General features: G+C 63.7%; 24 protein-coding genes. 2 read left to right on the top strand and 22 right to left on the bottom strand.

Translation table 11 applies throughout. The features are described 5' to 3' along the window. Positions 1-20: 20 nt before the first annotated feature. The 19 genes from OPU96_RS20905 to OPU96_RS20815 are packed head-to-tail and all read right to left on the bottom strand — an operon-like array spanning position 21 to position 16,950. A complete protein-coding gene (locus OPU96_RS20905; RefSeq protein ID WP_226455546.1) occupies positions 21-1,247 on the bottom strand; it encodes a beta-ketoacyl-ACP synthase in 1,227 nt (408 codons plus the stop codon). Beyond that, positions 1,247-1,975: a 3-oxoacyl-ACP reductase FabG gene (gene fabG, locus OPU96_RS20900; protein ID WP_498559611.1), complete on the bottom strand. Its 729-nt coding sequence runs from the start codon at positions 1,973-1,975 to the stop codon at positions 1,247-1,249. The genes OPU96_RS20905 and fabG overlap by 1 nt, the downstream gene beginning before the upstream one ends. Next, positions 1,972-2,433: a hotdog family protein gene (locus OPU96_RS20895; protein ID WP_192298328.1), complete on the bottom strand. Its 462-nt coding sequence runs from the start codon at positions 2,431-2,433 to the stop codon at positions 1,972-1,974. The genes fabG and OPU96_RS20895 overlap by 4 nt, the downstream gene beginning before the upstream one ends. Continuing rightward, complete coding sequence (locus OPU96_RS20890) at positions 2,430-3,596, bottom strand: beta-ketoacyl-[acyl-carrier-protein] synthase family protein (RefSeq protein ID WP_498559610.1); 1,167 nt, start codon at positions 3,594-3,596, stop codon at positions 2,430-2,432. The genes OPU96_RS20895 and OPU96_RS20890 overlap by 4 nt, the downstream gene beginning before the upstream one ends. Continuing rightward, positions 3,593-4,075 carry a hypothetical protein gene (locus OPU96_RS20885; protein WP_498559609.1) on the bottom strand — a complete coding sequence of 161 codons (483 nt, stop codon included), beginning with the start codon at positions 4,073-4,075 and terminating at the stop codon, positions 3,593-3,595. The genes OPU96_RS20890 and OPU96_RS20885 overlap by 4 nt, the downstream gene beginning before the upstream one ends. After that, positions 4,072-4,806, bottom strand: coding sequence for a class I SAM-dependent methyltransferase (locus tag OPU96_RS20880; RefSeq protein ID WP_498559608.1), 735 nt, complete (start codon positions 4,804-4,806; stop codon positions 4,072-4,074). Before OPU96_RS20880 ends, OPU96_RS20885 begins: the two co-directional genes overlap by 4 nt. Beyond that, complete coding sequence (locus OPU96_RS20875) at positions 4,803-6,050, bottom strand: NAD(P)/FAD-dependent oxidoreductase (protein WP_498559607.1); 1,248 nt, start codon at positions 6,048-6,050, stop codon at positions 4,803-4,805. The genes OPU96_RS20880 and OPU96_RS20875 overlap by 4 nt, the downstream gene beginning before the upstream one ends. Positions 6,051-6,083: 33 nt before the next feature. Then, positions 6,084-8,402, bottom strand: a complete 2,319-nt coding sequence (locus OPU96_RS20870) for an MMPL family transporter (RefSeq protein ID WP_498559606.1) — start codon at positions 8,400-8,402, stop codon at positions 6,084-6,086. Continuing rightward, a complete protein-coding gene (locus OPU96_RS20865) occupies positions 8,386-9,096 on the bottom strand; it encodes an outer membrane lipoprotein carrier protein LolA (RefSeq protein WP_498559605.1) in 711 nt (236 codons plus the stop codon). The genes OPU96_RS20870 and OPU96_RS20865 overlap by 17 nt, the downstream gene beginning before the upstream one ends. Next, positions 9,093-9,518 (bottom strand): acyl-CoA thioesterase, encoded by a 426-nt coding sequence (locus OPU96_RS20860; RefSeq protein WP_305391927.1) that lies wholly within the window; start codon positions 9,516-9,518, stop codon positions 9,093-9,095. Before OPU96_RS20860 ends, OPU96_RS20865 begins: the two co-directional genes overlap by 4 nt. After that, entirely contained in the window at positions 9,511-11,052 is a 1,542-nt protein-coding gene (locus OPU96_RS20855; RefSeq protein WP_226455553.1) for an HAL/PAL/TAL family ammonia-lyase, read from the bottom strand. Before OPU96_RS20855 ends, OPU96_RS20860 begins: the two co-directional genes overlap by 8 nt. After that, entirely contained in the window at positions 11,036-11,971 is a 936-nt protein-coding gene (locus OPU96_RS20850) for a lysophospholipid acyltransferase family protein (protein ID WP_192298322.1), read from the bottom strand. Before OPU96_RS20850 ends, OPU96_RS20855 begins: the two co-directional genes overlap by 17 nt. Beyond that, a complete protein-coding gene (locus tag OPU96_RS20845) occupies positions 11,968-12,702 on the bottom strand; it encodes a glycosyltransferase family 2 protein (protein ID WP_226455554.1) in 735 nt (244 codons plus the stop codon). The genes OPU96_RS20850 and OPU96_RS20845 overlap by 4 nt, the downstream gene beginning before the upstream one ends. Positions 12,703-12,719: 17 nt before the next feature. Beyond that, positions 12,720-14,390 (bottom strand): ApeI family dehydratase, encoded by a 1,671-nt coding sequence (locus OPU96_RS20840; protein WP_498559604.1) that lies wholly within the window; start codon positions 14,388-14,390, stop codon positions 12,720-12,722. After that, positions 14,387-14,932, bottom strand: a complete 546-nt coding sequence (locus OPU96_RS20835) for a COG4648 family protein (protein ID WP_226455556.1) — start codon at positions 14,930-14,932, stop codon at positions 14,387-14,389. The genes OPU96_RS20840 and OPU96_RS20835 overlap by 4 nt, the downstream gene beginning before the upstream one ends. Then, entirely contained in the window at positions 14,929-15,183 is a 255-nt protein-coding gene (locus OPU96_RS20830) for an acyl carrier protein (protein WP_003209389.1), read from the bottom strand. The genes OPU96_RS20835 and OPU96_RS20830 overlap by 4 nt, the downstream gene beginning before the upstream one ends. A 9-nt stretch (positions 15,184-15,192) precedes the next feature. Continuing rightward, a complete protein-coding gene (locus tag OPU96_RS20825; protein WP_192298318.1) occupies positions 15,193-15,465 on the bottom strand; it encodes a phosphopantetheine-binding protein in 273 nt (90 codons plus the stop codon). Continuing rightward, positions 15,440-16,255 (bottom strand): lysophospholipid acyltransferase family protein, encoded by an 816-nt coding sequence (locus OPU96_RS20820; RefSeq protein ID WP_226455557.1) that lies wholly within the window; start codon positions 16,253-16,255, stop codon positions 15,440-15,442. Before OPU96_RS20820 ends, OPU96_RS20825 begins: the two co-directional genes overlap by 26 nt. Continuing rightward, positions 16,234-16,950 carry a beta-ketoacyl synthase chain length factor gene (locus tag OPU96_RS20815; protein ID WP_192298316.1) on the bottom strand — a complete coding sequence of 239 codons (717 nt, stop codon included), beginning with the start codon at positions 16,948-16,950 and terminating at the stop codon, positions 16,234-16,236. The genes OPU96_RS20820 and OPU96_RS20815 overlap by 22 nt, the downstream gene beginning before the upstream one ends. Positions 16,951-17,298: 348 nt before the next feature. Between OPU96_RS20815 and OPU96_RS20810 the strand changes: the two genes are divergently transcribed. Both OPU96_RS20810 and OPU96_RS20805 read left to right on the top strand, forming a co-directional pair. Next, a complete protein-coding gene (locus OPU96_RS20810) occupies positions 17,299-18,069 on the top strand; it encodes a ParA family protein (RefSeq protein WP_071482694.1) in 771 nt (256 codons plus the stop codon). Between the two features lie 453 nt (positions 18,070-18,522). Continuing rightward, positions 18,523-18,738 (top strand): DUF6124 family protein, encoded by a 216-nt coding sequence (locus OPU96_RS20805; protein ID WP_192298315.1) that lies wholly within the window; start codon positions 18,523-18,525, stop codon positions 18,736-18,738. 100 nt (positions 18,739-18,838) lie between these two features. On the opposite strand, the gene trxC is transcribed toward OPU96_RS20805, so the two are convergent. From trxC to mscK, 3 genes are read right to left on the bottom strand one after another with little or no spacing between them, the layout of a single operon-like run. Next, on the bottom strand, positions 18,839-19,273 hold the full coding sequence (gene trxC / locus OPU96_RS20800) for a thioredoxin TrxC (RefSeq protein ID WP_192298314.1): 435 nt from the start codon (positions 19,271-19,273) through the stop codon (positions 18,839-18,841). A gap of 25 nt (positions 19,274-19,298) precedes the next feature. After that, a complete protein-coding gene (selO, locus tag OPU96_RS20795; protein WP_226455560.1) occupies positions 19,299-20,762 on the bottom strand; it encodes a protein adenylyltransferase SelO in 1,464 nt (487 codons plus the stop codon). A 48-nt stretch (positions 20,763-20,810) separates the two neighbouring features. Next, complete coding sequence (gene mscK, locus OPU96_RS20790) at positions 20,811-24,149, bottom strand: mechanosensitive channel MscK (protein WP_305391930.1); 3,339 nt, start codon at positions 24,147-24,149, stop codon at positions 20,811-20,813. Positions 24,150-24,177 lie beyond the last annotated feature (28 nt).

Here is a 24,177-nt window from a genome sequence, read left to right as displayed (position 1 = left end):
TTCTCCAATCGATTAAAAAGTCAGGACCAGCGGCGGAAGATCAGCGAGGTGTTGACGCCGCCAAAGGCAAAGTTGTTGTTCATCACGTAGTCGTGGTGCATCTCGCGGAACTCACCTTGCAGGTAATCGAGCTCACCGCATTGCGGGTCCACCACGTCCAGGTTGAAGGTGTGCACGTACTGGTTGCGGTTCATCATCTCGATGCTGAACCACGACTCCAGCGCGCCGCACGCGCCCAAGGTGTGGCCGAGAAAACTTTTCTGCGAACTGATGGGCATGCGGCTGCCGAACAAGGCGTGGGTGGCCAGGGTCTCGGCGACGTCACCTTGGTCGGTGGCGGTGCCGTGGCCGTTGACGTAGCCGATGGCCGCCGGCTCCAAGCCTGCATCCTCAAGCGCCAGCTCCATGGCGCGGCGCATGGTTTTCTGTTCCGGGCGCGTGGTGTGCTGGCCGTCGGCGTTGCTGCCGAAACCGACCAGTTCCGCGTGGATATGGGCACCGCGCGCCAGCGCATGTTCCAGTTCTTCGAGCACCAGCATGCCGCCGCCTTCGCCGATCACCAGGCCATCGCGGCCGCTGTCGTAGGGGCGTGGGCTGGTCTGCGGCGCATCGTTTTTCAGGCTGGTGGCGTAAAGCGCATCAAACACCATGGCTTCGGTGGGGCACAGTTCCTCGGCGCCACCGGCGAGCATCAACGGCAGGCGGCCGAACTTGATCGCCTCGTAGGCATACCCGATGCCCTGGCTGCCGCTGGTGCAGGCGCTGGACGTGGGGATCAGCCGCCCGGTCAGGCCAAAGAAGATGCTGATATTCGCCGCCGTGGTGTGCGGCATCATGCGTACGTAGGAGTTGGCATTCAGGCCCTCGGCCACCGAGTTCAGCAGCATATTGCCGAATGCCTTGATCTCGTCGGTGCTGCCGGTGGACGAACCGCAGGCCACGCCCATGCGCCCATCCTTGATCGACTCGTCACCCAGCAAACCGGCGTCCTGCAACGCCTGCTCCGCCGCCCACACCGCAAAGCGCGAGACACGGCCCATGCTGCGCAGTTGCTTGCGCGTCCAGTGGGCGGGCACGACAAAATCGTCGATCGGCCCGGCCAGGCGCGTGTTCAATTCGGTGAAACGGTCCCACTCATCCATGCGCCGGATGCCGCTGCGGTTGGCGCGGAAGTTGGCCGAGATGGTCGCCCAATCGCTGCCCAGGGAAGTCATGCCGGCCATGCCGGTCACTACGACGCGTTTCATCAGCACAGGCCTCCGTTCACGGCCAGGACCTGGCGGGTGATATAACCGGCCTCGGCCGACATCAGGAAATTCACCGCACCGGCGACCTCTTCCGGGGTGCCCATGCGCTGTGCCGGGATCATCTTCATCAACTCTTCCACCGGCACGTTTTCATCCAGCATCGCTGTGTCGATCAGGCCCGGTGCGACGCAGTTGACGGTGATCTTGCGCTTGCCCAACTCGATGGCCAACGCTTTGGCTGCACCGATCAGGCCGGCTTTCGAGGCGCTGTAGTTGACCTGGCCACGGTTGCCGATCAGCCCGGAAACCGAAGTGATGCAGACGATGCGTCCAGCGGCGCGGCGGCGGATCATCGGCATCATCACCGGGTGCAGCACGTTGTAGAAACCGTCGAGGTTGGTACGCAGCACCACGTCCCAATCGTCTTCCGACAAGGCCGGGAACGCGCCGTCGCGAGTCAGGCCGGCGTTGAGCACCACGCCGTAATAGGCGCCGTTTGTCTCAACGTCCGCTTCAAGGATTGCCTTGCAGGCCGCGCGGTCCGCCACATCGAATTGCAGCACCCGCGCCTTGCGGCCCAGGGCTTGGACCTCGACCTGCACCGCGTCGGCGTCGGCACGGCCACTGCGGCAGTGCAGCACGATGTCGTGGCCGGCCTGGGCCAGGCGCAAGGCAATGGCGCGGCCGATACCACGGCTGGAGCCGGTGACCAGTACGGATTCAGTCATGGCGTTACGTCCTTCGATTCATCTAAATAGTTGGCCGCCTGGGGCGGTCGAAATACATTCAAGCGCGCACTGGCCTGGATCCCGTCACCAGTGAGGTGGCATTCGAACACACCCATGCCGTTGTCGTCTTCCAGGGAGCGTATGCCGTGGATCTTCAGCTCGGCGCCCGCCGGGAAGTGCTCCACGTTGCACTCGAACTTGCGTGTGCCGAGCAGGAAGCCCAGTTCCACCGCTTCGCCGTTCTGGCGCGCGCGGCAGCCGGCATAGGCGGCGACGCTTTGCGCCATCAGCTCGATGCCGACCCAGGCCGGCAGGCTGCCGTCCGGGCGGTTGAACAGGCCGCCGGGGGTGACGGTGAGGCGGGTGTGAATCTGCTCTTCATCGAACGACAGCACCTGATCGATCAGGATCATGTCGCCGGCATGGGGCAGCAGTTCGGCGAGTGGCCAAGGGGTCATGGGGCCTCTCCGATAATCAGGCTGACGTTGTTGCCGCCGAAGGCAAACGAGTTGCTCATCAGGCGGGGTTTTTCCAGGGTTTCGCCCAGGTGCGCCCACTTCAGGGCGGGCAGTGCCGGATCGGGCTGGCCGTCCCAGAGGTGCGGCGGCAGTTGGCCGTGGGTCAGGCTCAGCCAGCAGAACGCCGCTTCCAGCGCTCCAGCGGCCCCCAGGGTGTGGCCGCTCATGGGTTTGGTCGACGAGCAGGGCACGCCGCCGGGGAACAGGTTGGCCACGGCCAGGCTCTCCATGGCGTCGTTGTGCTGGGTGGCGGTGCCGTGCAGGTTCAGGTAGCCGATCTGCTCAGGCGTCAGTTGCGCGCTGGCCAGGGCCTTGCGCATCGATTGCAACGCGCCCTTGCCGCTGGGCTCGGGGGCGGAGATATGGTGTGCATCGCAACTCGCGCCGCTACCCAGCAGGGCAATCGGCGCCGGTTCTTTACTCATCACGAACACCACCGCGGCTTCGCCGATATTGATGCCGTTGCGGTTCACCGAAAACGGGTTGCAGCGCTCGTTCGACACCGCTTCCAGCGAACTGAAGCCGTTGAGCGTCAGCTTGCACAAACTGTCGACGCCGCCGCAGATTACGGCGTCGCACACGCCCAGGTCCAACAGGCGCTGGGCACTCATCAACGCACGGGCGCTGGAGGTGCAGGCAGTCGAGATGACATAGGCCGGGCCGCTCAGTTGCAGCCAGTCGGCAAGGAAATTCGCCGGGGCGCTGAGTTCCTGTTGCTGGTAATCGTAGTCGCCGGGGAACTGGTGTTCGCGCAGGTAATGGGCGATGCCGCGACTGGCCTCGTCGATGCCCGAGGTGCTGGTGCCGAGCACCACGCCGACCCGCGACGGGCCGTAGGTGTGGATCGCCTGGCGAATCTCGCCCTCGATCTGCAATGCCGCCTCCAGCAACAACTGGTTATTGCGGCTGCTCTGCTGGCCCAATTCCAGCGGGATGGCTGCCAGTTCGCCGTGCACGCTGCCCACCGGCAACACGCGTTCGGGCACCCAGCCGCTTTCGGCGCGCATGCCCGAACAGTCACCGGCAAACAGGCTGCGGCTGACTTCGGCCTGGCCACGGCCGAGGGCGCAGATCACGCCGAGGGCATTCAGGTAGGTGGTCATTGGGCGGCTCCGAGCGGGGTGATGCGGTAGCTCAACGGCTGCCCGCTGATGTTCACGCTGAAAGCCTCGGACGACTGGTAGATGATCTGCCAATGCCCCGGCAGTGTGCGCGTCAGGTCCATGGCCTGGGCGCTGGGGTACAGCGTGCGCACCTCATCCGCCGAAGCCAGGGCAAACAGCAACGCGGCAAACAGCTCGCGGGCCTGGGGATTGGGCGGCAGCAGGCCGTCGGCCTGCCATTGGCCATTGACCAGTTTTTGCCGGGCCTGGGGAATGCCCAGCGGGTCCATCATCGACCAGCGGATGCCAGCGCCTTCGCGCTGGATCACCAACAGCCAGTCCTGGCTCTGGCCGTCGGCCAGGCGCTGCACATGCAATTGCAACGGCAACGCCAGGGCCGGGGGATTCTCCGGCAGCGGCGGCTGGCTGGCGCAGGCGCCCAGCAGCAACAGGCAACCGATCAGCAACAGACGCATCATGGGGCGGTGCTCGCCAATGGTTTGCGGGCCACACAGTTGACCAGGGTTTCTTCGCGCTGCCCCACCGGCGGCGCCTTGCGCAGGCCCCAGCGTTCGAGCAGGCCGAAATCGCTGGAACGGCTCCACCACAGATACGGGTACGAGACGTTCTGCGGACCGAATTCAAAACCCTGCTCGCGGAGCATCTCCAGATATTGCTCGGCGCTTTTCTGCACATGCATCGGGTGGCGGAACAGCCAGCGGATCACCCAGGTGTCGATATAGGCTTCGGTGGACTCGGCAAACAGCAGATAACCGCCCGGCTTGAGCACGCGGTAGAACTCTTTCAGCGCGCGGTGCTGCTCGACCAGGTGGTGGAAGGTCTGGTGGCAGAACAGGATGTCGACGCTTGCGTCCGGCACATCGAGGGTGGCGCAGTCGCTGCCGATCAACTCGACGGACAGGCCCTGGCGCGCCGCTTCGGCTTGGCTCAGTGCGAGGCTGTGAGGGTCGGCATCCAGGCCGATCAGGCGCTCGGGCGCAAACACCCGCTGCAAGTACTGGAACGACTTGCCCTGGCCGCAACCGGCGTCGAGCAACACCGGCGCGTGTGGCAACGGCTCGCTGAACAGGCTGCGCAGGTCGTTGATCGCCACGCGCAACACGTGGTGCTGCCAGGTGTGGCTGCGCAGGAACCAGAAGCCGAACTTGGTTTCTTCGACGTAGTTTTTACTCAGGTACTGACTGCTCATACCGGCTCACTCGCACAGATTTCCGACAACATCCGCAGGCGCCGCTTGGGCTCGCTGACAAACGGGTTACGCTCATCCCACGCGTAACCGGCGAGGATCGAGCAGATCATCCGACGGATCTCCGGCGAGCTGTCCGGATGGTAGATCACGTCCTGGAAAGTCCCGGCGTACCAGCCTTCGACATAGCAGCGGAAGGTGTCGACACCGCGCTTCAATGGCTCGGCGAATTCGGTTTGCCAGTCCACCGCCTCGCCCTTCAATTGGCGATGCAACAGGCCGGCAGCCATGCTCGCCGAACGCATGGCGATGGTCACCCCGGAGGAGAACACCGGGTCGAGGAACTCCGCCGCATTGCCCAGCAGCGCGAAGCCCGGGCCGTGCAAGGTCTTGACGTTGGCCGAGTAGCCGCCGATGGTGCGCGCCGGCGTATCCCACACGGCGTTCTGCAGTACGGTGGACAGGCTTGGGGTTTCGTCGATGAACCCGCGCAGGCATGCGTCGAGGTCGCCGTCGCGGCCGTCGAAATGCTCCTTGGCCGCGACCACGCCCACCGAGCAGCGGCCGTTGCTGAACGGGATGCTCCAGAACCAGATGTCACGCTGGGTCGGGTGGGTGGTGATGAGGATTTTGCTGCGGTCGAAACCGGGGTGTTCGATGCGGTCTTCGATATGGGTGAACACCGCCTGGCGCACCGGGAAATCCGACGGTGCTTCCAGGTCCAGCAGGCGCGGCAGCACGCGGCCGTAGCCGCTGGCGTCGAGCACGAACTTGGCCTTGAGGTGGTACTCGCTGCCGTTCTCGCGGCGCACGTGCAGGTAGTGGGTCTCGCCTTTGAAATCGACGCCGACGATGGTTTCGCCGTAGCGGATGTCCACGCCTTGCAGCGCTGCCTGATCGGCCAGCAACTTGTCGAACTCGCCGCGCTGCACCTGGAAGGTGGTCGGCTTGCCGTGGCTGAACGTGTCGCTGAAATCAAACGCGCTGTAGCGCTCGCCCCAGGCGAACGCGGCGCCGGTCTTCACCTGGAACCCGGCGGCCTGCACGGCGTCGAGCATGCCGGCTTCTTCGATGAAGTCGATGCAGTGCGACAGCAGGCTTTCGCCGATCGAGAACCGCGGGAAATGCTGGCGCTCGATGATCAATACATCATGCCCTTTGCGCTTTAGCAGCGCGGCGGCGATGGCCCCGGACGGACCGGCACCGATCACCACCACCTGGCGACGTTCCATTTCAACTATGGGCACGAGGGCTCCTTGCCACTTTGGCGATAATCACATTCATAAGGCGTGCTTCTGTTGCCCGGCCCAGGGCGCCAGCATAAAGCTGAATGCCAGGCCGAGGCTGACCGATAGGCCGAAATTACTCACCGCCGGCGTGCTGGACACGGCCAGCAGGCCGAACGACAACCAGGTTGTCAACGCCGCCAGCAGCGTGCCCAACAGGCTGACCGCCGGGCCGCCGATCTGCTCGCGCATCAATATCGCGTAATCGACGCTGATCGCCGTGACCAGTAGCAGGCCGAACAGGCTGAACAGGGTCAGCGGCTGGCCCAGCCAACCAAGGCTGGCCAGGCTGCACAGCGCGGCGAGCAACGGCAGCGCGACGATGCGCAAGGCGCCGCCGAAGCCGAACGGCAGGATCAGCAACAACACGATCAGCACGCACGACATCAATTTCAATTCGGCCGCGCTGATCTGTGTGTCGGCAAATACCCGGTTCAATTCGCCGAGGCGATCCACCAGTTGCACCCCCGGTAAGTCCACCGCCTGTACGCGCAACAACGCCGGGTTGTTCAGGCCCTGCAGGCTGACCATCGCCGCCACGCCGCCGTCTACCGGGCCCAGCCACAGCGTGCGCCAAGGCTCGGCCAGCGGCCCGGCCAGTGCGGCGTCGATGTCTTGGGTGGGCAGCGCTTGCAGTTGTGCGACTTCGGCCTGCAGGGCGGCGACGGGGACGCCGAGGTCCAGCAGCGGTTGCCAGTGTTGGGGCAGGTTGTTCAGCGCATCGCGCAGGCGTTGTTGCTCGGCGGGCAGGCTGACCAGTTGATTGAGCGCCAGGTAGCCCTGGAGCTTGTCCATGTTCACCAGTTGATCCAGGCGTTGGCCCAAGGCACTTTCACGCTCCAGCAACTGCTGCTGGTTCTCGGCGCGCACCAGGAAGAACTGGCTGGTGGGCTGGAACCCGGTGATCCGCGCCACAGCCTGGGCCTCTTGGAGCAATTGCGGCGGCGCACCGATCCACTGGCGAATATCGTTTTTGCTGTCGAGCTGCCACAGTCCACCGGCGCAAAACAGCAACAGCAGCGCCAGCAATGCCGGGCTGGGTACGCGCTTGAGCAACGAGGCACGTACCAGCCACAGGCATTCGGCGATGCGCAGCGGCCACTGCGCCGGGCGCAGTTCCACACCCTTGAGCAGCGCCGGCAACAGGCACACGGCGGACAGGTAAGCGCCGATCAGGCCGGCAGCGGAGAACACCGCGATCTGGGTCAGCGCCGGGAACGGTGTCCAGGCCAGGGCCAGGTAGCCGATGCAACTGGTGGCCAGGCTCAGGCTCAGCCCCGGTAGCGTCAGGCGCAAGGCCGGCCAACTGCGCCAGGGTTTCAGGCTCCAGCTTTTTGACAGGTAGTGCAACGGGTAATCCACCGCCACGCCAATCAGGCTGGAGCCCAGCACCAGGGTCATCACATGCATGTGGCCGAACAGCGCCACACAGGCCACCGCGCCAAACAGCATGCCCACCAGCACCGGCACAAACGCCAGCAGCACGCGCCAGCGGCGAAACGCGAGCAACAGCAACAGCAGGATGCCCACGGTGGCGCCACCGCCGACCCAGGTGATCTCCCGCGTGGCTTGCTGCTGACCGTTGGCCGCATAGAGCAGGCCGCTGGCGGCGAGTAGCTGGGCGCCTTGCTCGCCGGCCTGTGCACGGCTGGTTTGGAGCAGGTCCGCCACTTGCAGCGGCAATTTCATGTCGAAGGCATTGCCGGTGGTGCGCGCACGCAGCAGCACCCAGCTCTTGCCGTCGGCATCGGCGATCAACGCGCCGCTGCCAATGTCCAACTGCACCGCGCCGTGCTGCGGTTGGCTGTTCTGGATGCGCCCGGTCAGGCCCAGCCAGTCATCTTGGCTCGGCACCAGGCTGAAGCCGGTGAAGGGGTCGAACAGCGCTTGCACACGTTGCTGGATAAACGCGTCGGGCTGTTCGATCAGTTGTTCGCGGTCCTTGGCCGAGAGCATCGCCAGGCGCCCGCGCAGCAGTTGCTCGCGCAGCGCCGGCAGGTCCGCTTGCAGGTTCCACTGGACCTTTTCAAACAGCCCGCTGGCCTGCCAGCGCTCGCCCAACTGTTGCGCCACGGCCACCGCTTGCTGGCGGTCGGCATGCCCGACCAGCACCAGCATTTCGCGGTTCAGCGGCTCTTGCATGCGCTGTTCGGCTTTTTGTTCGAGCGCGTCCGGCGTGTTGCCCGGCACCAGTTCCATCAGGTTGGCCGACAACGGCGCGCCATGGCGCCACTGCCAGCCGGCCAGGGCCAGCACGGCCACCAGCAGGATCAGGAACAGGCGCGGCAGCAGGCGCTCACTGGGCAAAGTCATGTCGCTCCGCGTCGCTCAGGGGCAGGGCTGCGGTGCTGTCTTGCATGCGCAGTAGGGTGCTGTCGCCCTGGGTTTCCAGCAGTTCGATGTTTTGCACCAGCTCGCCACCGTCGATATTGATCTGGGTGAAGACTTGTTTTAACAGCAGCGAGCGTGGGATCAGCGTCAGTTTCCAGTCGTTGGCTTCGCCTTGCAGTTGCAGTTCGAAGTCGCGTTGCAAGCCGCTGCTGTCGCCCTGAAGCACGGCGAGGAACAGGCGATTCTGCTCGGCACCGGCGCTCTTGTTCGGCAGCGGCTGCCAACCGTTGGCGTCGCGGCGGGCAATGCCCTGGGCGCTGATGCGGTAGTCCTGTTGCAGCGGGGTTTTGAGCAGCCATAGCAGGCCGTGGTCCTTGGCGAGCACGAAGGTGCCTTTGCTGACCAGCGGCTGGGGCAGGGCGCGCAGGTGTTTTTCCTGGGTGAAGTTGCCGTGGATCACCGAGGGTTTGGCGAGTTGGTCGCTGAGTTGCTGCAAGTCGAAGGCACGGGCCAGACTTGGAATACTGAACAGCAAGATCAGCGCGATCCATGTGGGAGCGGCGGTGCGACGATTCGACTTGCTCGCGAAGGACCTGATGACGCCGCGTAGTGCCAGGCGGGTTGCAATATCGTTGACGACCTTCGCGAGCAAGCCCGCTCCCACAGGGGACCTCATTTCAGGGCTCTCTCTACGGCGTCTGTGAAGACTTTTGGCGAGGCCAGCTGCATCTCACGGCTGGCGATTTCCACCGCCACTTGCACAGTGCTCGCGCGGGTCAGGCGCTCGCCGCTGGCCAGGTCGGTGATCAGGTAATTGACCTTCAAACGGTTTTCCCACTCCACCAGGCTGGCACGCACGTTGATGGTCTGGCCAAACACGGCGCCACGCACGTAGCGCAACTGCATGTCGATCACCGGCCACGCATAGCCCGATTCCAGCATCTGCGTGTAGTTGTGGCCGAGCTTGTCGAGCAGCGCGCAGCGCGCCACTTCCAGGTACTTCACGTAATGCCCGTGCCAGACGACGTTCATGGTGTCGACGTCGAAAAACGGCACGAGGATTTCGGTGTCGCAGTGCAGCACGCCGGGGCTACGCATGCAGCCTCCAGTGTTGTGCGGCAATGCGCTGCAGGCACAGGCGCAGTTCGCCTTCGAGGGCGCGGTCTTCGATCACCGGCGGGAAGTCTTGGGCCAGTTGTTCGTGCATCGCGGCCAGGGCTGGCGGCAACGGCCGGGCGTCTTCGGCCTGGGCGCGTAGCCATACGCCCTGGTTGGCGGCGAGCAAGGTGGCGGCGGCGACCTGTTCGGTCAGCTCCAGCACGCGGATCGCATCGCGGGCGGCGATGGTGCCCATGCTCACTTTGTCTTGGTTATGGCATTCGGTGGAGCGCGAGAACACGCTGGCCGGCATGGTGTTTTTCAACGCTTCGGCGGTCCAGGCGCTGGTGCCGATCTGCACGGCCTTGAAGCCGTGGTTGATCATCGCGCGGTCCTTGGGGGCGCCGGACAGGTTGCTCGGCAGGCCGTGGTTGTAACGCACGTCCACCAGCAGTGCGAGCTGGCGGTCGAGCAGGTCGGCGACGTTGGCCACCAGGGTCTTGAGGCTGTCCATGGCGAAGGCAATGTGGCCGCCGTAGAAGTGGCCGCCGTGCAGCACGCGCTCCTCTTCGGCGTCGATGATCGGGTTGTCGTTGGCACTGTTCAGTTCGATTTCGATGAACGAACGCAGCCAGTTCAGGCTGTCGGCCAGCACGCCCAACACGTGGGGGGCGCAGCGCAGCGAGTAGCGGTCCTGCAAGCGATGCAGCGGTGCTGTCGGCGCGTCGATCGCCAGGTCCTTGCGCAGCCAGGCGGCGACTTGCATCTGCCCCGGGTGGGGCTTGGCGGCGAACAGGCGTTCGTCGAAGTGTTCCGGGTTGCCTTGCAGCGCCACCACGTTCAGCGCGGTGATGCGCGTGGCCAGTTGCAGCAGGTAGTCGGCGCGGGCGAAGGCCAGGCAGGCGAGGCCGGTCATCACGGCGGTGCCGTTCATCAGCGCCAGGGCTTCCTTGGGGCGCAACACCAGCGGGTCCCAGCCCAGCTCACGGTGCACGTCGGCGGCCTGGCGGCGTTCGCCACGGAACATCACTTCACGTTCACCGGACAAGGTCGCGGCCACGTAGGACAGCGGCGTCAGATCACCGCTGGCGCCCACCGAACCTTCTTCCGGGATCAGCGGCAGCACGTCGTGTTCGAGGAACGCATGCAGGCGCTCCAGCAGTTCCACGCGTACCCCGGACACGCCGTGGCACAGCGACTGCAAACGCGCGGCCAGCACGGCGCGGGTGGCTTGGGCGTCGAGTAGCTTGCCCAGGCCGCAACCGTGGAAGGTGTACAGGTGGCGGGGCAACGCTTCGACGTGCTGCAACGGCACGGCCACCACGCACGAGTCGCCGTAGCCGGTGGTCACGCCGTAGATCACGCCTTCCTTGTCCAGCAGCGAGTCGAGGAACTGCGCGCCCTTGGCGATGCGCTGGCGATAAGCGGCATCGCCCTGCAATTGGGTGGGCGCCTGACGGTTGGCCAGGGCCAGCACGTCTTCGATGCGCAAGGCGCGTTCGCCAAAGGTTACCGGCTCAAGATGCGTCGTCATCGGTCTTCCAGAAAGGGTAAAAGTTGAACCATTGTTGGGGCGCTTCCAGGCAGAACTGACCCAGGCGTGCGGCGTAACGCGCGGTCCATAGGGCTATGACCTGCTCGCGGGTATTACGTTTCCATTCGATCAACGGCGTGAACGGCTCGATGGTCAGGCGATAGCGGCTTTGGTGCTTGAGGCACATCAGCAGGTTCACCGGGCATTTGAGCAAGCCGGCCAGCAGCCACGGGCCTTGGGGGAAGGCGGCATCGTGGCCGAGGAAGTCCACGCGTACCGTGCGCCCGCCATGCAGGGGCACGCGGTCGCCGGCGATGGCCAGCCACTCGCCGTCATCCAGGCGCTGGCTGAGCAGCAGCATGGTGGCCGGGTCCAGCTCGCTGACCTGGATCAGGCGCAAGTGGGTCGCCCCGGCTTCCCCGAGCAGGCGGTTGAATTGTTCGGCGTGCTTGGTGTGCACCAGCACGTTCATGGTCACTTGCTCGCCGATTTCGGCGAGGGCGCGGCACACTTCGAGGTTGCCCAGGTGTGCGCCCACCAGCATTTGCCCGCGCTCGCCGCGCAGTTGCCCGCGTAACTTGGCCGGATCGTTGATCTCGATCTGCTCCAGGCGCAGCTTGCCGTTCCATACGTCGAGCTTGTCGAGCAGGGAGTCGGCGAAGGCCATGAACTGGCCGAAGACTTTACGCTGGGTCGGGCGCAGCTCGTCACGCCCGCTCCAGTCGGCCAGGCGCTGCTGGTATTGCCAGGCGCTCTGGCGCGCAGTGCGGCCGAACAAGTAGAAGTACAGGACGATGGCGTACAGCAGCGGGCTCAGCACGCGGCGGCCAAGAACCTTGGCGGCGAACGCGGTGAGTTTCATCAGCAGGAAGCTGCCGCGCTCCTCGCGGTCGGCCCAGTGCTTGGCGCTGTCGCTCATGCCTGCCACCGTCGCCACAGGATCATCGGCGCACGCACCAGCATGCCGAAGAACAAGCGGGTGTGCATCGCCGAGATGCGTACGTTGTCGCGCAGCAGGCGGAAGTGCGACAGGCCATCAGCCGGGTAATGCACTTGGGTCGGCAGCCAGCGCATCGGCTGGTTGCGCCAGGCCAGGCGCACCAGGATGTCGGAGTCGAAATCCATGCGCGTGCCGATGTAGGCCGAGTCCATCAGTGCCAGCGTGGGGGCCAGCGGGTACACGCGAAAGCCGCACATCGAGTCGCGGATCTGCAGCGACAGGGTGTTGATCCACACCCACACGTGGGTCAGGTAGCGCGCGTACAGCCGTCCCTTGGGCACGCTCTCGTCGTATTCGGGGTAGCCGCAGATGACGGCGTCGGGGTGGGTGCGCGAGGCGTCGAGGAAGGTCTCGACTTCACGCAGGTCGTGCTGGCCGTCGGCGTCCACTTGCAGGGCGTGGCTGAAGCCCAGGCGTGCGGCTTCACGGAAACCGGCCATGACCGCGCCGCCCTTGCCCTGGTTGTTCGGCAAGGTCAGCAAGGTGACGTTGTCCAGGCTTGCCAGTTGTGCCAGCACCGCCGCACAGGCCGGGCTGCTGCCGTCGTCCACCAGCAGGCAGGGCAGGCCGCTGTTCAGCAGGCTCTGGACCACGGCGGGCACGGCGGCTTCGTGGTTGTAGACCGGGATCAGGGCGCAGGGGTTATGCATGGTTTGCCCACAGAAGCTTATTCACTTGGTTTCTCCAGCAAAATCCGCCCACTGGAGCAGGCCGCCTCGCCATTGCGGTAGGCGAAGTACAGCTTGCTGCGCTCCTGATCAAAGCGCAGGTGCAGTTGGATGTGGTCGCCCGGCCGTACGAGTTGCTGGAACTTGAGCACTTCCATCCCGGCAAAGGTCGCGGGCAGGTCGAGCAGTTGCTGGCCGAGGTTGAACGCCCATTCGATCTGCACCACGCCCGGCAATACCGGCGTGACCGGGAAGTGGCCGCTGAAGTAGGCCAGGTCCGGCGGGATGCTCAGTTGCAAGGTCCATTCGCCGTCGGCTTCGATTTGTTCCAGCACTTGTGGGGCTTTTGGCCGTGGGGCCAGCAGCAACGCCTCGACGTGGGCCTGGGGCAGTTTGCCTTGGCTGTTGAGGGGTAACTGGCGCAGCACACGCCAGCGACGCGGCAGCGCCAAGGCTTCGCAGTGTTGGCTCAGGTGCTGGCGCAGGGCTTGGGTGAGCGCGCGACGGCCTTGATTGCGCAGGGCATGCAGGCCTTCGGCGCTCAGCACCACCAGCGCGCCGAGGGAGGCGCGGTTTTCCTGGACCACGCCCAGGCGGGTTTCGGCGACCCACGGGTGGGCCATCAGCGCCTGTTCGAGCATGGGCAGGGAGATGCGTTTTTCTTCCAGCTTGACGATGCGGTCCAGGCGCCCGAGCAGTTCGAAGCGGCCATCGGCATGGATGCGCGCGGCGTCGGCGGTCTGTTCGACATGCCCGGCGGGCAAATAGGGCGAGGCGATGCGCAGGGCACCGTCGGCGTTCTGGCTCAGCGCCACGTCGGCGAACGGCTGCCAGGGCTGTGCGCCCTGGCGCCAGGCGATGCCGCCGGTCTCCGAGCTGCCGAGGATTTCCGTCGGCCATTGCTGCAAGCGGTCGTACAACTCGCCAGCGGCCTCGATGGGCAAGGCACCGCCGGAGGAAAACACCCGCGCTACCTGGCTCAGCGCCGGCCAGTCGAGGTTGTCGCCCATGCGCTTGAGCAGCGCCGGGCTGGCAACCCAGGCGAATTGTGGGTGTTCGCGGCTGGCGCGCTGCAAGTCCTCGGGAAAGGCCAGTTGCTTGCGCACAAAGGTACGCCCGGCACACAGGGGCCACAGCACGCGGAACAGCAACCCGTAGATATGCTGGGTGGCGACGCTGCCGATGATGCAGGCGTCTTTCAGGTCTGCGCCCCACAGGGTTTCCAGGGCGTCGACTTCGTTGGCCAGTTGGCGCAGGGTCTTGTCGATGCGCTTGGGTTCGCCGCTGGAACCGGAGGTGCACAGGCTCAGTTGGCAGGTATCCAGATCCAGCGCCGCAGCGCTCAACGGCGCCTGATACAGGGCGTCGAGGTCCGCGACTTCGGTTAACCAGGCGTCGACGGCTGCGTCCCAGCGTTGGCGGGTTTGCGGTTGCAAGTCGGCGGGCAGCAGTACGCCGACACCGGCTCGCCAGGCACCCAGCAGGGCGATCGCCAGCAGGCCGGCGTCTTCCAGGTGCACGGCAACGTGCTGGATACCACGCGCTTGCAGGCCCGCGGCCAGGCTCAGGGACTGCTCCCACAGCTGGGCGTGATTCATTGCAGGTTCGGTCGTGACCGGACGCTGTTCCAGCGGCTCAAGCAGCAACTGCTCAAGTTTCAACCCATTCATACGCGGCCTCGAACCCTTTGTCGTACCAGCCATTCCACGGCAAACAACAGCCCCATCAACCCGTAGGCGATCAGGCCGTTGTACAACGTCCACCAGCTCAGCGGCGCCCATAGGGTGAGGGCGGCGGCGAGCAGGCCATTACATAGAAAAAACGCGCTCCAGACCACGGTGACCTGGCGCGTATACACAATCGCGTGGGGTGGCAGTTGCGGATCGGTCATGCGCGCCAGGCGCTCGACCATCGGCGGGCCGTATTTCAGGCTCAGGCCGAACAGCGCCAGCATGAATGCGCTGACCAGGCTCGGATACCAGCGCAGCAAGTGCGGGTTGTCGAACCAGGCCAACAGCAGGCAGAACACGATCACCGCCAAGGCCATCCAGCGGCTGCCGGGACGCCGCGCGCCGGTCATTGCGCGCAACAGCCACAGGCTGCCCAACAGCAGGCCGAATTGCCACGGTGCAAAGTGCTCGGTGCCGTAATACACCGCAAAGGGGTACAGCAGCCCCGCCAACAACAGGCCAAGGCCGATCAGTCGGCTCATGCGGCGGGCTGGACCAGACGGTACACCGCCTCAACCACGTCGTTCACGGTGCGCACCGCCTTGAACTCTTCGGCAGCGATTTTCTTGCCGGTCTGGCGCTTGATATGGTCGATCAAGTCCACCGCGTCGATGCTGTCGATTTCCAGGTCCTGGTACAGGTTGGCGTCAAGGGTGACGCGTTCCGGCTCCAGTTCAAACAGTTCCACCAGGGCATCGCGCAAGGTGTTGAAAATATCGTCACGAGTTTGCATGGTACGGTCTCAAGCTGCCTGTCGGGCCGTGACGAACGCCGCAAGGCTGGCCACGTCGGTGAAGTGATTGCGGGTGTCCTTGGCGTCGGCATCGATCTTGATGCCGTACTTTTTCTGGATCGCCAGGCCCAACTCCAGGGCGTCTACCGAGTCCAGGCCCAGGCCTTCGCCGAACAGGGTTTGGTCGCTACCGATGTCGTCGACGCTGATGTCTTCAAGGCCCAGGGCCTCGATGATCAGCGCTTTTATTTCTTGCTCAAGGCGTGTGTCTCGGTTGCTCATCTTCGGCGAGCTCCTTAATAAAATAGTCGTGCAGGTAATCGTTGAGCTTGCGTGAAGCCTGGGGCGCGGGCCCCAGTGTGGCGAACGCCTGTGGTTCTATATCGGCACCCACGCGCAAACTGAAGTGAAAGCGGCGTTTTGGGATGCGATACCAGGGTTCGGCCTTGGTCAGGGTCGTGGGGCTGACCTTGATCACCACCGGGGTGACGATTGTCGCACCGCGCAGGGCAATGGCGGCGCCGCCGCGATGAAAGGCGGGCGCGGCACCGGGTGTGGTGCGGGTGCCTTCGGGGAAAATGATCAGGGTCTGGCCGTCGCGCAGGGCGTCGGCGGCGGCGTCGAGCATGTCGGCGCTGCCGTCGTTGCTGATGTAGCCCGCGTCGCGCACCGGGCCACGCATGAACGGGTTCTGGAACAGGCTCTGCTTGACCACGCAGTTGGTCTGGCGCATCAGGCCGATCAGAAACACCACATCGATCAGCGACGGGTGGTTGGCGACGATCATCTGGCCTGGGCGGCCGAGTTTTTCCGCACCTTCGACGCTGTAGGTGAGGATGCCCAGGCGGTACATCAGGCGAATGAAAAACCAGAACAGGCAACTGATGGTGTGGCGGGCGCGCCGTTGATGCTGCTTGGCATCGCCCGGCAGGCAACTGAGCAGCGGGAATACCAGCAAACGCAGGCACAGGCCGCCGATGCCAAAGGTCAGGAAGCTGATGGCGGTCGCGAACAGGCGCCAGTAGTAGGCCTGCCGTGGCTTGTCGGTCATTACTTGCGTTGCCAGTTCCATACGCGGTTCTTCCAGGCATGTTGGCAGGCGCCCTGCTCGGTGAGCAGGGTGCGCAGCAGGTTCAGGGCGTGGGGCCACTGGGTTTGAGTGGGTTGGACAGTGCCGGTGTGCAGTTCCAGCTGCCACTCGTCGCCCGGTGTCAGCAACAGACCGAGGGCGTAGGGGAATGGCACGTCTTTGATCCAGCTGGCGTAGGCGGCGGGCGGCTGTTCTTCGGTGATCACCAGCAACACCGCCGGGGCGCCTTCGTTGAGCAGCGCGGCGGCTTCGAGCACGCCGTGCTCCAGGCCATCGCCGGCGGCGGCGAGGGCGGTCATTTCGCTGGTTTCATTGCGCAGGATCGACCACAGGCCAATCACCGCGTTATGCACCGACAGGCTGAACTGGGTCGGCGACAGGGGCTGGTCGTTGGCCAGGTCGCTGAGGATGTCGAGGGTGCGCGGGGTTTCGCCATGCCGGGAGATGAACACCAGCGGCAGATCCTGCAGGCCTTCGGCCAATGGCCAACCGACGCTGAACGCCATGCGCGCAAGGCGGCTGAGGCGACGGCGCTGCATGGCCGGCAGGAACGACACGTCGGGGGAGGCTTCGCTGGCTGGCAGCAACACCGGGGCCTGGCACCAGGTGTGCCAGTCCTGCGCGCTGTCGAGACCTGGGGCCCAGGCACGCCATTGGGCGATATTGAAATTGATCACTGAGAGGTTATCCCGCCCCTGCGGGCTTCCATGTGCGGCCGTTGGCCCCGAATACCGGGACAGGGAGCAATGGCCGAATGGCGCGCATTATCCCGGTGCCGTGGGGTTCTAGCAAACTTTGGTAATGAATTGTTCAAGGCTGATTACAAATGTGTTGGAAAGATTTACAGATTGTCCGTCACCGCAGGTCCGGTTGGATTGTCGGTTCGTTCTGTTTCATTTGTCGGCGATGGATGACAGTCCGCGCGCCAATCGCCCGTGATGCAGCAATGCATGGATGAACGAGGTAGCTAACAGGCGCTTTTGCCCTCTACACTCGGACATTCATTGATACACGGAGGTTTTTCCATGCGGCGTGTGGTGTTCAATCAGAAAGGCGGTGTGGGCAAGTCCAGCATCGCCTGCAACCTGGCGGCAGTCAGCGCCAGCGAAGGCTATCGAACCCTGTTGGTGGACCTCGATGCACAAGCCAATTCAACCCAGTACCTCACCGGGCTGACCGGCAACGACATCCCCATGGGGATCGCGGATTTCTTCAAGCAGACCCTGTCTTCCGGGCCGTTTTCCAAGAAAAACCAGGTGGACATCTACGAAACCCCCTTCGATAACCTCCACGTGATCACCGCCACCGCCGAGCTGGCGGACTTGCAGCCCAAGCTTGAGGCCAAGCACAAGATCAACAAGCTGCGAAAGTTGTTGGACGAGCTGAGCGAAGACTACGACCGGATTTACCTGGACACACCGCCAGCCCTGAATTTTTATGCGGTTTCAGCGCTGATTGCCGCTGATCGCGTACTGATCCCCTTCGATTGCGACAGTTTCTCGCGCCAGGCCCTGTACGGCCTGCTGGCGGAAATCGAAGAATTGAAGGAAGACCACAACGAAGGCCTTGAAGTGGAAGGCATCGTGGTCAACCAGTTCCAGGCCCGGGCGAGCCTGCCGCAGCAGATGCTCGACGAGTTGATTGCCGAGGGCCTGCCGGTGCTGCCGGTGTACCTGGCCAGTTCGGTACGTATGCGCGAATCGCACCAGGAGAGCAAACCGCTGATCCACCTGGACCCACGGCACAAGCTGACCCAGCAGTTTGTGGAGTTGCATAACTTGCTGGAAAACGCCTGATCTGACAGATCACTGAAAATCCCTGTGGGAGCGGGCTTGCTCGCGAATGCGGTGTATCAGTCACAGGTATTTTGACTGGCCCACCGCATTCGCGAGCAAGCCCGCTCCCACATTTGTTTTGCATTCCGGCAGAGGGATTTGGATTTGTCCCACAGAGGCTGTAGGACAGGTCTGGCAATAGGGCATGAGCCTTGTATCGTTGCCTACGCGTACGCCAGAATCCGCCGGCTTGTGCGTCTGGAGGGGTGTCTCTTAAGGTTCGCCGGTCGCTGAATGTTCAGTGATCGGGTTTAGTAGCCCGTGTTGAGGCGTACAGCAATTCTCCATTTTATGGTGGCTGTACGGAGGGCGCTTTCGAGCGCGCCGGTTGCGTCTCCCGGTCTACTAACCTGCGTACAGCTGCCACCCTCTGTTTAGTAGCGGTCGGTTGCAGCTCCATTTAGGAGACGATCCATGGCTAATGTTTATTGCGTCACCCCCAACCTCCCCACCGAAACCCTCGTGCTCAACAGCTACGAAACCTTCTCTTCCGTGCGCACCCTGCTGCTCAACCTGTCCAACGACCTCACCGGCGAACACCGCGACGTGGCCTTGGCGATCCACCAATTGAGCGAACTGGGCGTGCTGCTGGTCGGCCAGATGATGGACCGCGAAGCCCCACTGGCCTGAACCTGCAATGCGATCAATGTGGGAGCTGGCTTGCCTGCGATAGCTGTAGTGAATTCAACACTGTCATCGCAGGCAAGCCAGCTCCCACATTTCGACCGAGTTACACGCCCTGGCTGCGCAGCCAGGCCATCAACTGCGGCAACGGGAACGCCCCGCTCTGGCGCGCCACTTCGCGGCCGTTCTTGAACAGGATCAAGCTAGGAATCGAACGAATCCCCAACTGCGCCGACAGCTGCTGATTGGCCTCACTGTCCAGTTTGGCCAACCGGCACTTACCCTCCAGTTGCCCCGCCGCCTGCTCAAACACCGGCGCAAAGGATTTGCAGGGCCCACACCAGTCGGCCCACACGTCCACCAGCAGCGGCAAGTCTCCTTTGATCTGGCTGGCGTAGTCGCCTTGCTTCAGCTCGAAAGGCTTGCTCAGTAAGACTGGCTGCTTGCAGCGCCCGCACTTGGGCGCGTCGCCCAGGCGTTCGCCGGGGATGCGGTTGAGGCCGTTGCAGTGAGGGCAGGGGATGACGAGAGGGTTGGACATGAGGGCTCCTACAGTAATTGAAAGGTTACGACGAACAACTAATCTCCAAATGTTTACCCCAATCCGGCGGCCGCTGCGCGTATTGCTCCATCCCCGGCTGTTCCTCAAACGGCTTGCTCAGCACCTCATGCAGCCGCTGCACTTCACTGTAGTCTCCGGACTCGGCAGCGGTGATGGCGTTCTGCGCCAGGTAGTTGCGCAGGAGGTACAGCGGGTTCACCGCGTGCATCCGTTCGCGGCGCTGTTCCTGGCTGTAATCCCCGTCCCGTTCAACGCGGGCCTTGTACAGGTCGGCCCAGGCATCAAACCCGGCCCTGTCGACAAAATCATCACGCAGCTTCGCCACGGCCAGCGCCGCCGACTCATCGCCAAGGCGGCGGAAGAACAGGGTGTAATCCACGCCGCTGTTCTGCATCAGCTTCAGCAGGCGCTCCACCAGTTTCTGGTCGTCATCTTCAGCGGTGGTGAGGCCCAGCCGGCGGCGCATCAAGTCCAGGTAGTTCGCCTGATACAGCGGCAGGTACAGGCCAAGCGCTTCTTTCAACGCATCCACACTGATAAACGGCGTCAACGCCTGCGCCAATGCGCTCAGGTTCCACTGGCCGATCGGCACCTGGTTGCTGAAGGAGTAACGCCCTTCATGATCCGAATGGTTGCAGATGAAGTGCGCGTCAAAATCATCCAGGAAGGCAAACGGCCCAAAGTCGAAGGTGATGCCCAGGATCGACATGTTGTCGGTGTTCATCACCCCGTGGCAGAAGCCATAGGCCTGCCATTTGGCAATCAGCTCGGCGTTGCGCTCGACGATTTCACGGAACATCGCCAGATACGGCTCAGGCTGTTCGCGGCATTCAGGGTAGTGAAGATTCAGTACGTGCTCGGCCAAAAGCGCCTGCTGCTCGGGCTTTTTGGTGTAGTAAAAGTATTCGAAATGCCCAAAGCGGATGTGGCTGGGCGCCATGCGCAAGACCATCGCGCCACGTTCCTGTTTCTCGCGCCACACCGGGGTGTCGGAGCCGATCACGCACAGTGCACGACTGCTCGGGATGCCCAGCGCATGCAGCGCTTCAGAGGCGAGGAATTCACGAATCGAAGAGCGCAGTACCGCACGCCCATCGCCCATGCGCGAGTAGGGCGTCTGCCCGGCGCCCTTGAGGTGCAGGTCCCAGTGCTCGCCGGCGGCGTTGTACACCTCGCCCAGCAGCAAGCCCCGCCCATCACCGAGTTGCGGGGTATAGCCGCCGAACTGATGCCCGGAATAGACCATCGCCCGCGGCTCCGCTTCTGCCCACAGCTTGTGCCCGCCGAACAGTTCGGCGAACACCGGTGTTTCGGCCACGGCCGGGTCGAGGTCGAGTAGCGCCATGGCGGCAGGGCTTGCGACCACCAGTCGGGGGGCATCGAGGGGTTCGGGCAAAACGTGGGTTGAGAACGCGTCGCCCAAGCGTGCGAAGCGATTGTCGAAGGTCAGTTCGTCGAGGGCTTTCACCGGCCATCTCCAGCAGAATGTCCGAGCATTCTGCTGGGGATAGCGCGGTTAGTCGAGTTTGCTCGGCGGCGGTTCGATGACGCCGCCGTCGTTGGCGGGCTTGGCCGGGCTGTCGACTTCCACCAGTTTGTATTCCTGGCCGTGGAGGTTCTTGAGGTAGACCTCCATCTGGCGGAACGAGATGTTGATGTGGTGGTTCTTGAACTCGCGGTTGATAAAGCGGTTCACCTCGTCGATCACCGGGTTACGGTCACCGAGGTCGCGCACGTGCATGCGCAGTTCGTGGTCGAGGGTGCTTTCGCCGAAGTTGAGGAAGTAGACATGAGGTTCCGGTTCCTTCAGCACCCGTGGGTTTTCCCGGGCGGCCTTGAGCAGCAATTCCTTCACCAGATCCAGATCCGAGCCGTAGTCCACGCCCAGTTTCAGGGTCACACGGGTGATGGTGTCGGTCAGCGACCAGTTGATCAACTGCCCGGTGATGAAGGTCTTGTTCGGGACGATGATGTCCTTGCGGTCAAAGTCGGTGATCGTGGTGGCGCGAATGCGGATCTTGCTCACCGTGCCCGACAGGTTGCCGATGGTGATGGTGTCGCCGATCCGTACCGGGCGTTCGAACAGGATCATGATGCCAGAGATAAAGTTGGCGAAGATCTCCTGCATGCCGAAGCCCAGCCCCACCGACAGCGCCGCCACCAGCCATTGCAACTTGTCCCAGCTCACGCCGAGGGTGGACAGCGTAGATACAAAGCCGACGCCGGCAATCACGTAGGAGAGCAATGTGGTCGTCGCGTACGCGCTGCCCTGGGCCAGGTCCAGCTTGGACAGCACCAACACTTCCAGCAAGCCCGGCAGGTTGCGTGCCAGGGCAAAGGTAATGCCGACAATGATCGACGCCCCCAGCAAGTCGCCGATACTGATGGGCACCATGCTGATATTGGCACCTGTGCCGCTGGTGTATTCGTAGAGGGTCACGTTGTCCAGGTAGGAGAACACCGTGATCAGGTCCTTCCACACCCAGTACAGCGCCGCGATGAAGCCGCCGAGCAGGGCCAGGCGGATCAGGCGCATCGACTGTTCGTTGACCTGCTCGATGTCCAGGGTCGGTTCTTCGATCACCGCTTCGCCGTCGCCGGCTTCCTTGGCCGCCTGGCGTTTGGCCAGGGCGCGGGCATAGGCCAGGCGCCGTGCGGCAACGCCCAGGCCGCGGACGAAAGTGGCTTCGATCACCAGCCAGAACATCAGCAGGTACAGGGTGTTGATCAAGCGGTCGCTGAGCTTGAGCGCGGTGTAGTAGTAGCCGAAGCACACGGCGATAAACAGTGCGATGGGCAGCGCGGTAAACAGCACGCCCACGGCTTTGCGGAACAGCGAGGCCTTTTCGTGCGCGGGGCTATGCAGCAACAGGCGGCCCAGCAGCCAGGCCATCAAGGCGTAGCACAGCAACACCACGCCGATGCCCAGTACATCGTCGGCCAGCGCCGCCGGTTGGTGCTCGGCGATGGCCACCACGGCCACCAGGGCCAGTACCACCAGGCCGAGTTTGCGCACCCAGCCTTGCAGGAACTCGACCTGGGGTTTCTCCCAGCGGAAGTGCAGCTCCGCCACGCCGCCGGGCGCCAGGATGCGATAGGCGGTGTAGAACACCATCCACGCCTGGGCGATCTGCAACAGCGCAGCGCCCAGGTTGGCGTTTTGCCCACGGGCGTCGATCTGCAAGGCATAGCCGCACAGCGCCAGGCCCAGGGATACCGGCATCGCCAGCAGGATATTGATCAGGATCGCCTGGGGCGTATGCCACTGGCTGTCGCGCTTGAAGTGGCCGATGTCCTGATGGACTTTGTTCAGGCGCTGATACAGGTTTTTACGCCGCCACAGCAGCGCGCCGATCAACAGCAGCAACGGCAGGAACAGCAGCGGCCGCTGGGTCAGGCCGTCATACAACTCGCTGACGCTGGAAGCCCAGGGCAGGGTGGTGATTTGCTTGCTCAGGTTCGCCGGTACGGTTTCCAGCCACTCGGTGTCCAGCGGCTTGTTGCTGGGGATCCAGAACATCTGCTCATCCAGCGTCGCGCGCAAGGTGGTGGCGGTGCTCAGCAGTTGTTTCTGGTTGAGTTGCAGGGTGATCGATTCATTCAGCAGCGCACTCAGCTCACGGCTCAGGCGCTCCAGCAGGTCGCTGCGGGTGATCGCCAGTTCCAGCAGGGTGCGGCGCAGTTGCGGGGTGACGTCTTCCGGCGACTGGTTCGCCAGCAGGTTATCCACATACGCGCTCGGGGAACTGATCAGCTCACGCTGTTGGTTGACCTCGAACTGGTACAGGCGAATGTTGGCGATGTCGTCCGCCAAGTCGCGGTCCACGGTGAGGCGCGGCAGGGCCTGCTTCTGTTTGTAGAGGATCTTGGACAGCAGCAGGCTGCCTTTGAGCACGTTGATCTGCTCGTCCAGGGCGGCATCGCTCTGGGTCACGGTGTCCAGTTGCTGCTTGGTCTGCAGGTTCTTCTGGGTCAGGTCGTTGAGGCGGTCGGTGCTTTTAAGCAGGTAGTCGGACAGCTTCAGGTTGGCCGCGCTTTCGGTGGCCAGCAGGCTGCTGCCCCCGGCTTTCTGCGCTTCGATGGATTGCTGGGTGACGGTCTGTTGCGACTGTGCCAGGCGTTTCTGGTTGATCAGGGTTTGCAGGTCCTGGATCTCTTGTTCCAGGCGCGCGGTCTTTTCCATCACCAGGTCATGTTGGCTGTTGCCCAGGTCTTGCAGTTGGCTGTTGCCGGCCAGTTCCTGGCGGCGCAGCGGGATCAGCGCGTTGAGCGCGGCAAGTTCGGCGTTGAGCTGGTTGCGCTGGTCGGCGCTGAGGGTCTTGCCGTTGTCTTTGCCAGCCTTGAGGGTCGAGTTGATCTGCAGGATGCGCGTCTGGCTGTTGCTGATTTCGGTCTGGGCGCGCTCGGGGCGGGTCTGGGCGGCGATGCTCAGGCTGTTGGCGTCGGCCAGCTCTTTTTGCAGGTCGCCTTGCTGGGTGGTGCGCTGCACCAGCAATTGTTCGAGCTGCGGCACCGGCAGGCTGGCGTAGCGCTGGGCCACCGGGATGACCTTGGTGGCCTTGAGCCGGGTCAGTTCACGCTGGTTTTCGGCGGTCTGGCGCGGCGCATCGCCCAGCTGGCGCTTGAGGTCCACCAGGCGCTGCTCGTAATCCTGCTTGTTGCCCAGGTACGTCAGGGTCTGTTGCAGGATGGTCTGCAAGGCCTTCATGTCGGCGTCGGGCAGCTTGCGGTCGGGCAGCTTGTCCAGGGTTTGCTGGATGGCGTCGGCGCTGGGCGGGTCGGCCGCGTGAACGGTGCCGACACAAAGGGTCAGGCCCAGCAGGGCAGTGGCGAGAAACGAGCGCAGGATTGGCATAGAGACCGGTCGAGCAAGGTGAAGAATC

The sequence above is a fragment of the Pseudomonas sp. RP-B7 genome (genome assembly GCF_059803535.1).
Note: the sequence above shows the minus strand (reverse complement) of the source record. Positions and strands in the feature narration are given on the sequence as shown.

Coding starts and splice junctions, on each gene's coding strand:
- OPU96_RS20820 (WP_226455557.1), bottom strand. CDS start 16,255: ATGGAACTGGCAACGCAAGTAATGACCGACAAGCCACGGCAGGCCTAC.
- OPU96_RS20865 (WP_498559605.1), bottom strand. CDS start 9,096: ATGAGGTCCCCTGTGGGAGCGGGCTTGCTCGCGAAGGTCGTCAACGAT.
- trxC (WP_192298314.1), bottom strand. CDS start 19,273: ATGTCCAACCCTCTCGTCATCCCCTGCCCTCACTGCAACGGCCTCAAC.
- OPU96_RS20840 (WP_498559604.1), bottom strand. CDS start 14,390: ATGAATGGGTTGAAACTTGAGCAGTTGCTGCTTGAGCCGCTGGAACAG.
- OPU96_RS20805 (WP_192298315.1), top strand. CDS start 18,523: ATGGCTAATGTTTATTGCGTCACCCCCAACCTCCCCACCGAAACCCTC.
- OPU96_RS20905 (WP_226455546.1), bottom strand. CDS start 1,247: ATGAAACGCGTCGTAGTGACCGGCATGGCCGGCATGACTTCCCTGGGC.
- mscK (WP_305391930.1), bottom strand. CDS start 24,149: ATGCCAATCCTGCGCTCGTTTCTCGCCACTGCCCTGCTGGGCCTGACC.
- OPU96_RS20880 (WP_498559608.1), bottom strand. CDS start 4,806: ATGAGCAGTCAGTACCTGAGTAAAAACTACGTCGAAGAAACCAAGTTC.
- OPU96_RS20835 (WP_226455556.1), bottom strand. CDS start 14,932: ATGAGCCGACTGATCGGCCTTGGCCTGTTGTTGGCGGGGCTGCTGTAC.
- OPU96_RS20885 (WP_498559609.1), bottom strand. CDS start 4,075: ATGATGCGTCTGTTGCTGATCGGTTGCCTGTTGCTGCTGGGCGCCTGC.
- OPU96_RS20845 (WP_226455554.1), bottom strand. CDS start 12,702: ATGCATAACCCCTGCGCCCTGATCCCGGTCTACAACCACGAAGCCGCC.
- OPU96_RS20855 (WP_226455553.1), bottom strand. CDS start 11,052: ATGACGACGCATCTTGAGCCGGTAACCTTTGGCGAACGCGCCTTGCGC.
- OPU96_RS20850 (WP_192298322.1), bottom strand. CDS start 11,971: ATGAGCGACAGCGCCAAGCACTGGGCCGACCGCGAGGAGCGCGGCAGC.
- OPU96_RS20830 (WP_003209389.1), bottom strand. CDS start 15,183: ATGCAAACTCGTGACGATATTTTCAACACCTTGCGCGATGCCCTGGTG.
- OPU96_RS20895 (WP_192298328.1), bottom strand. CDS start 2,433: ATGACCCCTTGGCCACTCGCCGAACTGCTGCCCCATGCCGGCGACATG.
- OPU96_RS20870 (WP_498559606.1), bottom strand. CDS start 8,402: ATGACTTTGCCCAGTGAGCGCCTGCTGCCGCGCCTGTTCCTGATCCTG.
- OPU96_RS20825 (WP_192298318.1), bottom strand. CDS start 15,465: ATGAGCAACCGAGACACACGCCTTGAGCAAGAAATAAAAGCGCTGATC.
- OPU96_RS20860 (WP_305391927.1), bottom strand. CDS start 9,518: ATGCGTAGCCCCGGCGTGCTGCACTGCGACACCGAAATCCTCGTGCCG.
- OPU96_RS20810 (WP_071482694.1), top strand. CDS start 17,299: ATGCGGCGTGTGGTGTTCAATCAGAAAGGCGGTGTGGGCAAGTCCAGC.
- OPU96_RS20890 (WP_498559610.1), bottom strand. CDS start 3,596: ATGACCACCTACCTGAATGCCCTCGGCGTGATCTGCGCCCTCGGCCGT.
- fabG (WP_498559611.1), bottom strand. CDS start 1,975: ATGACTGAATCCGTACTGGTCACCGGCTCCAGCCGTGGTATCGGCCGC.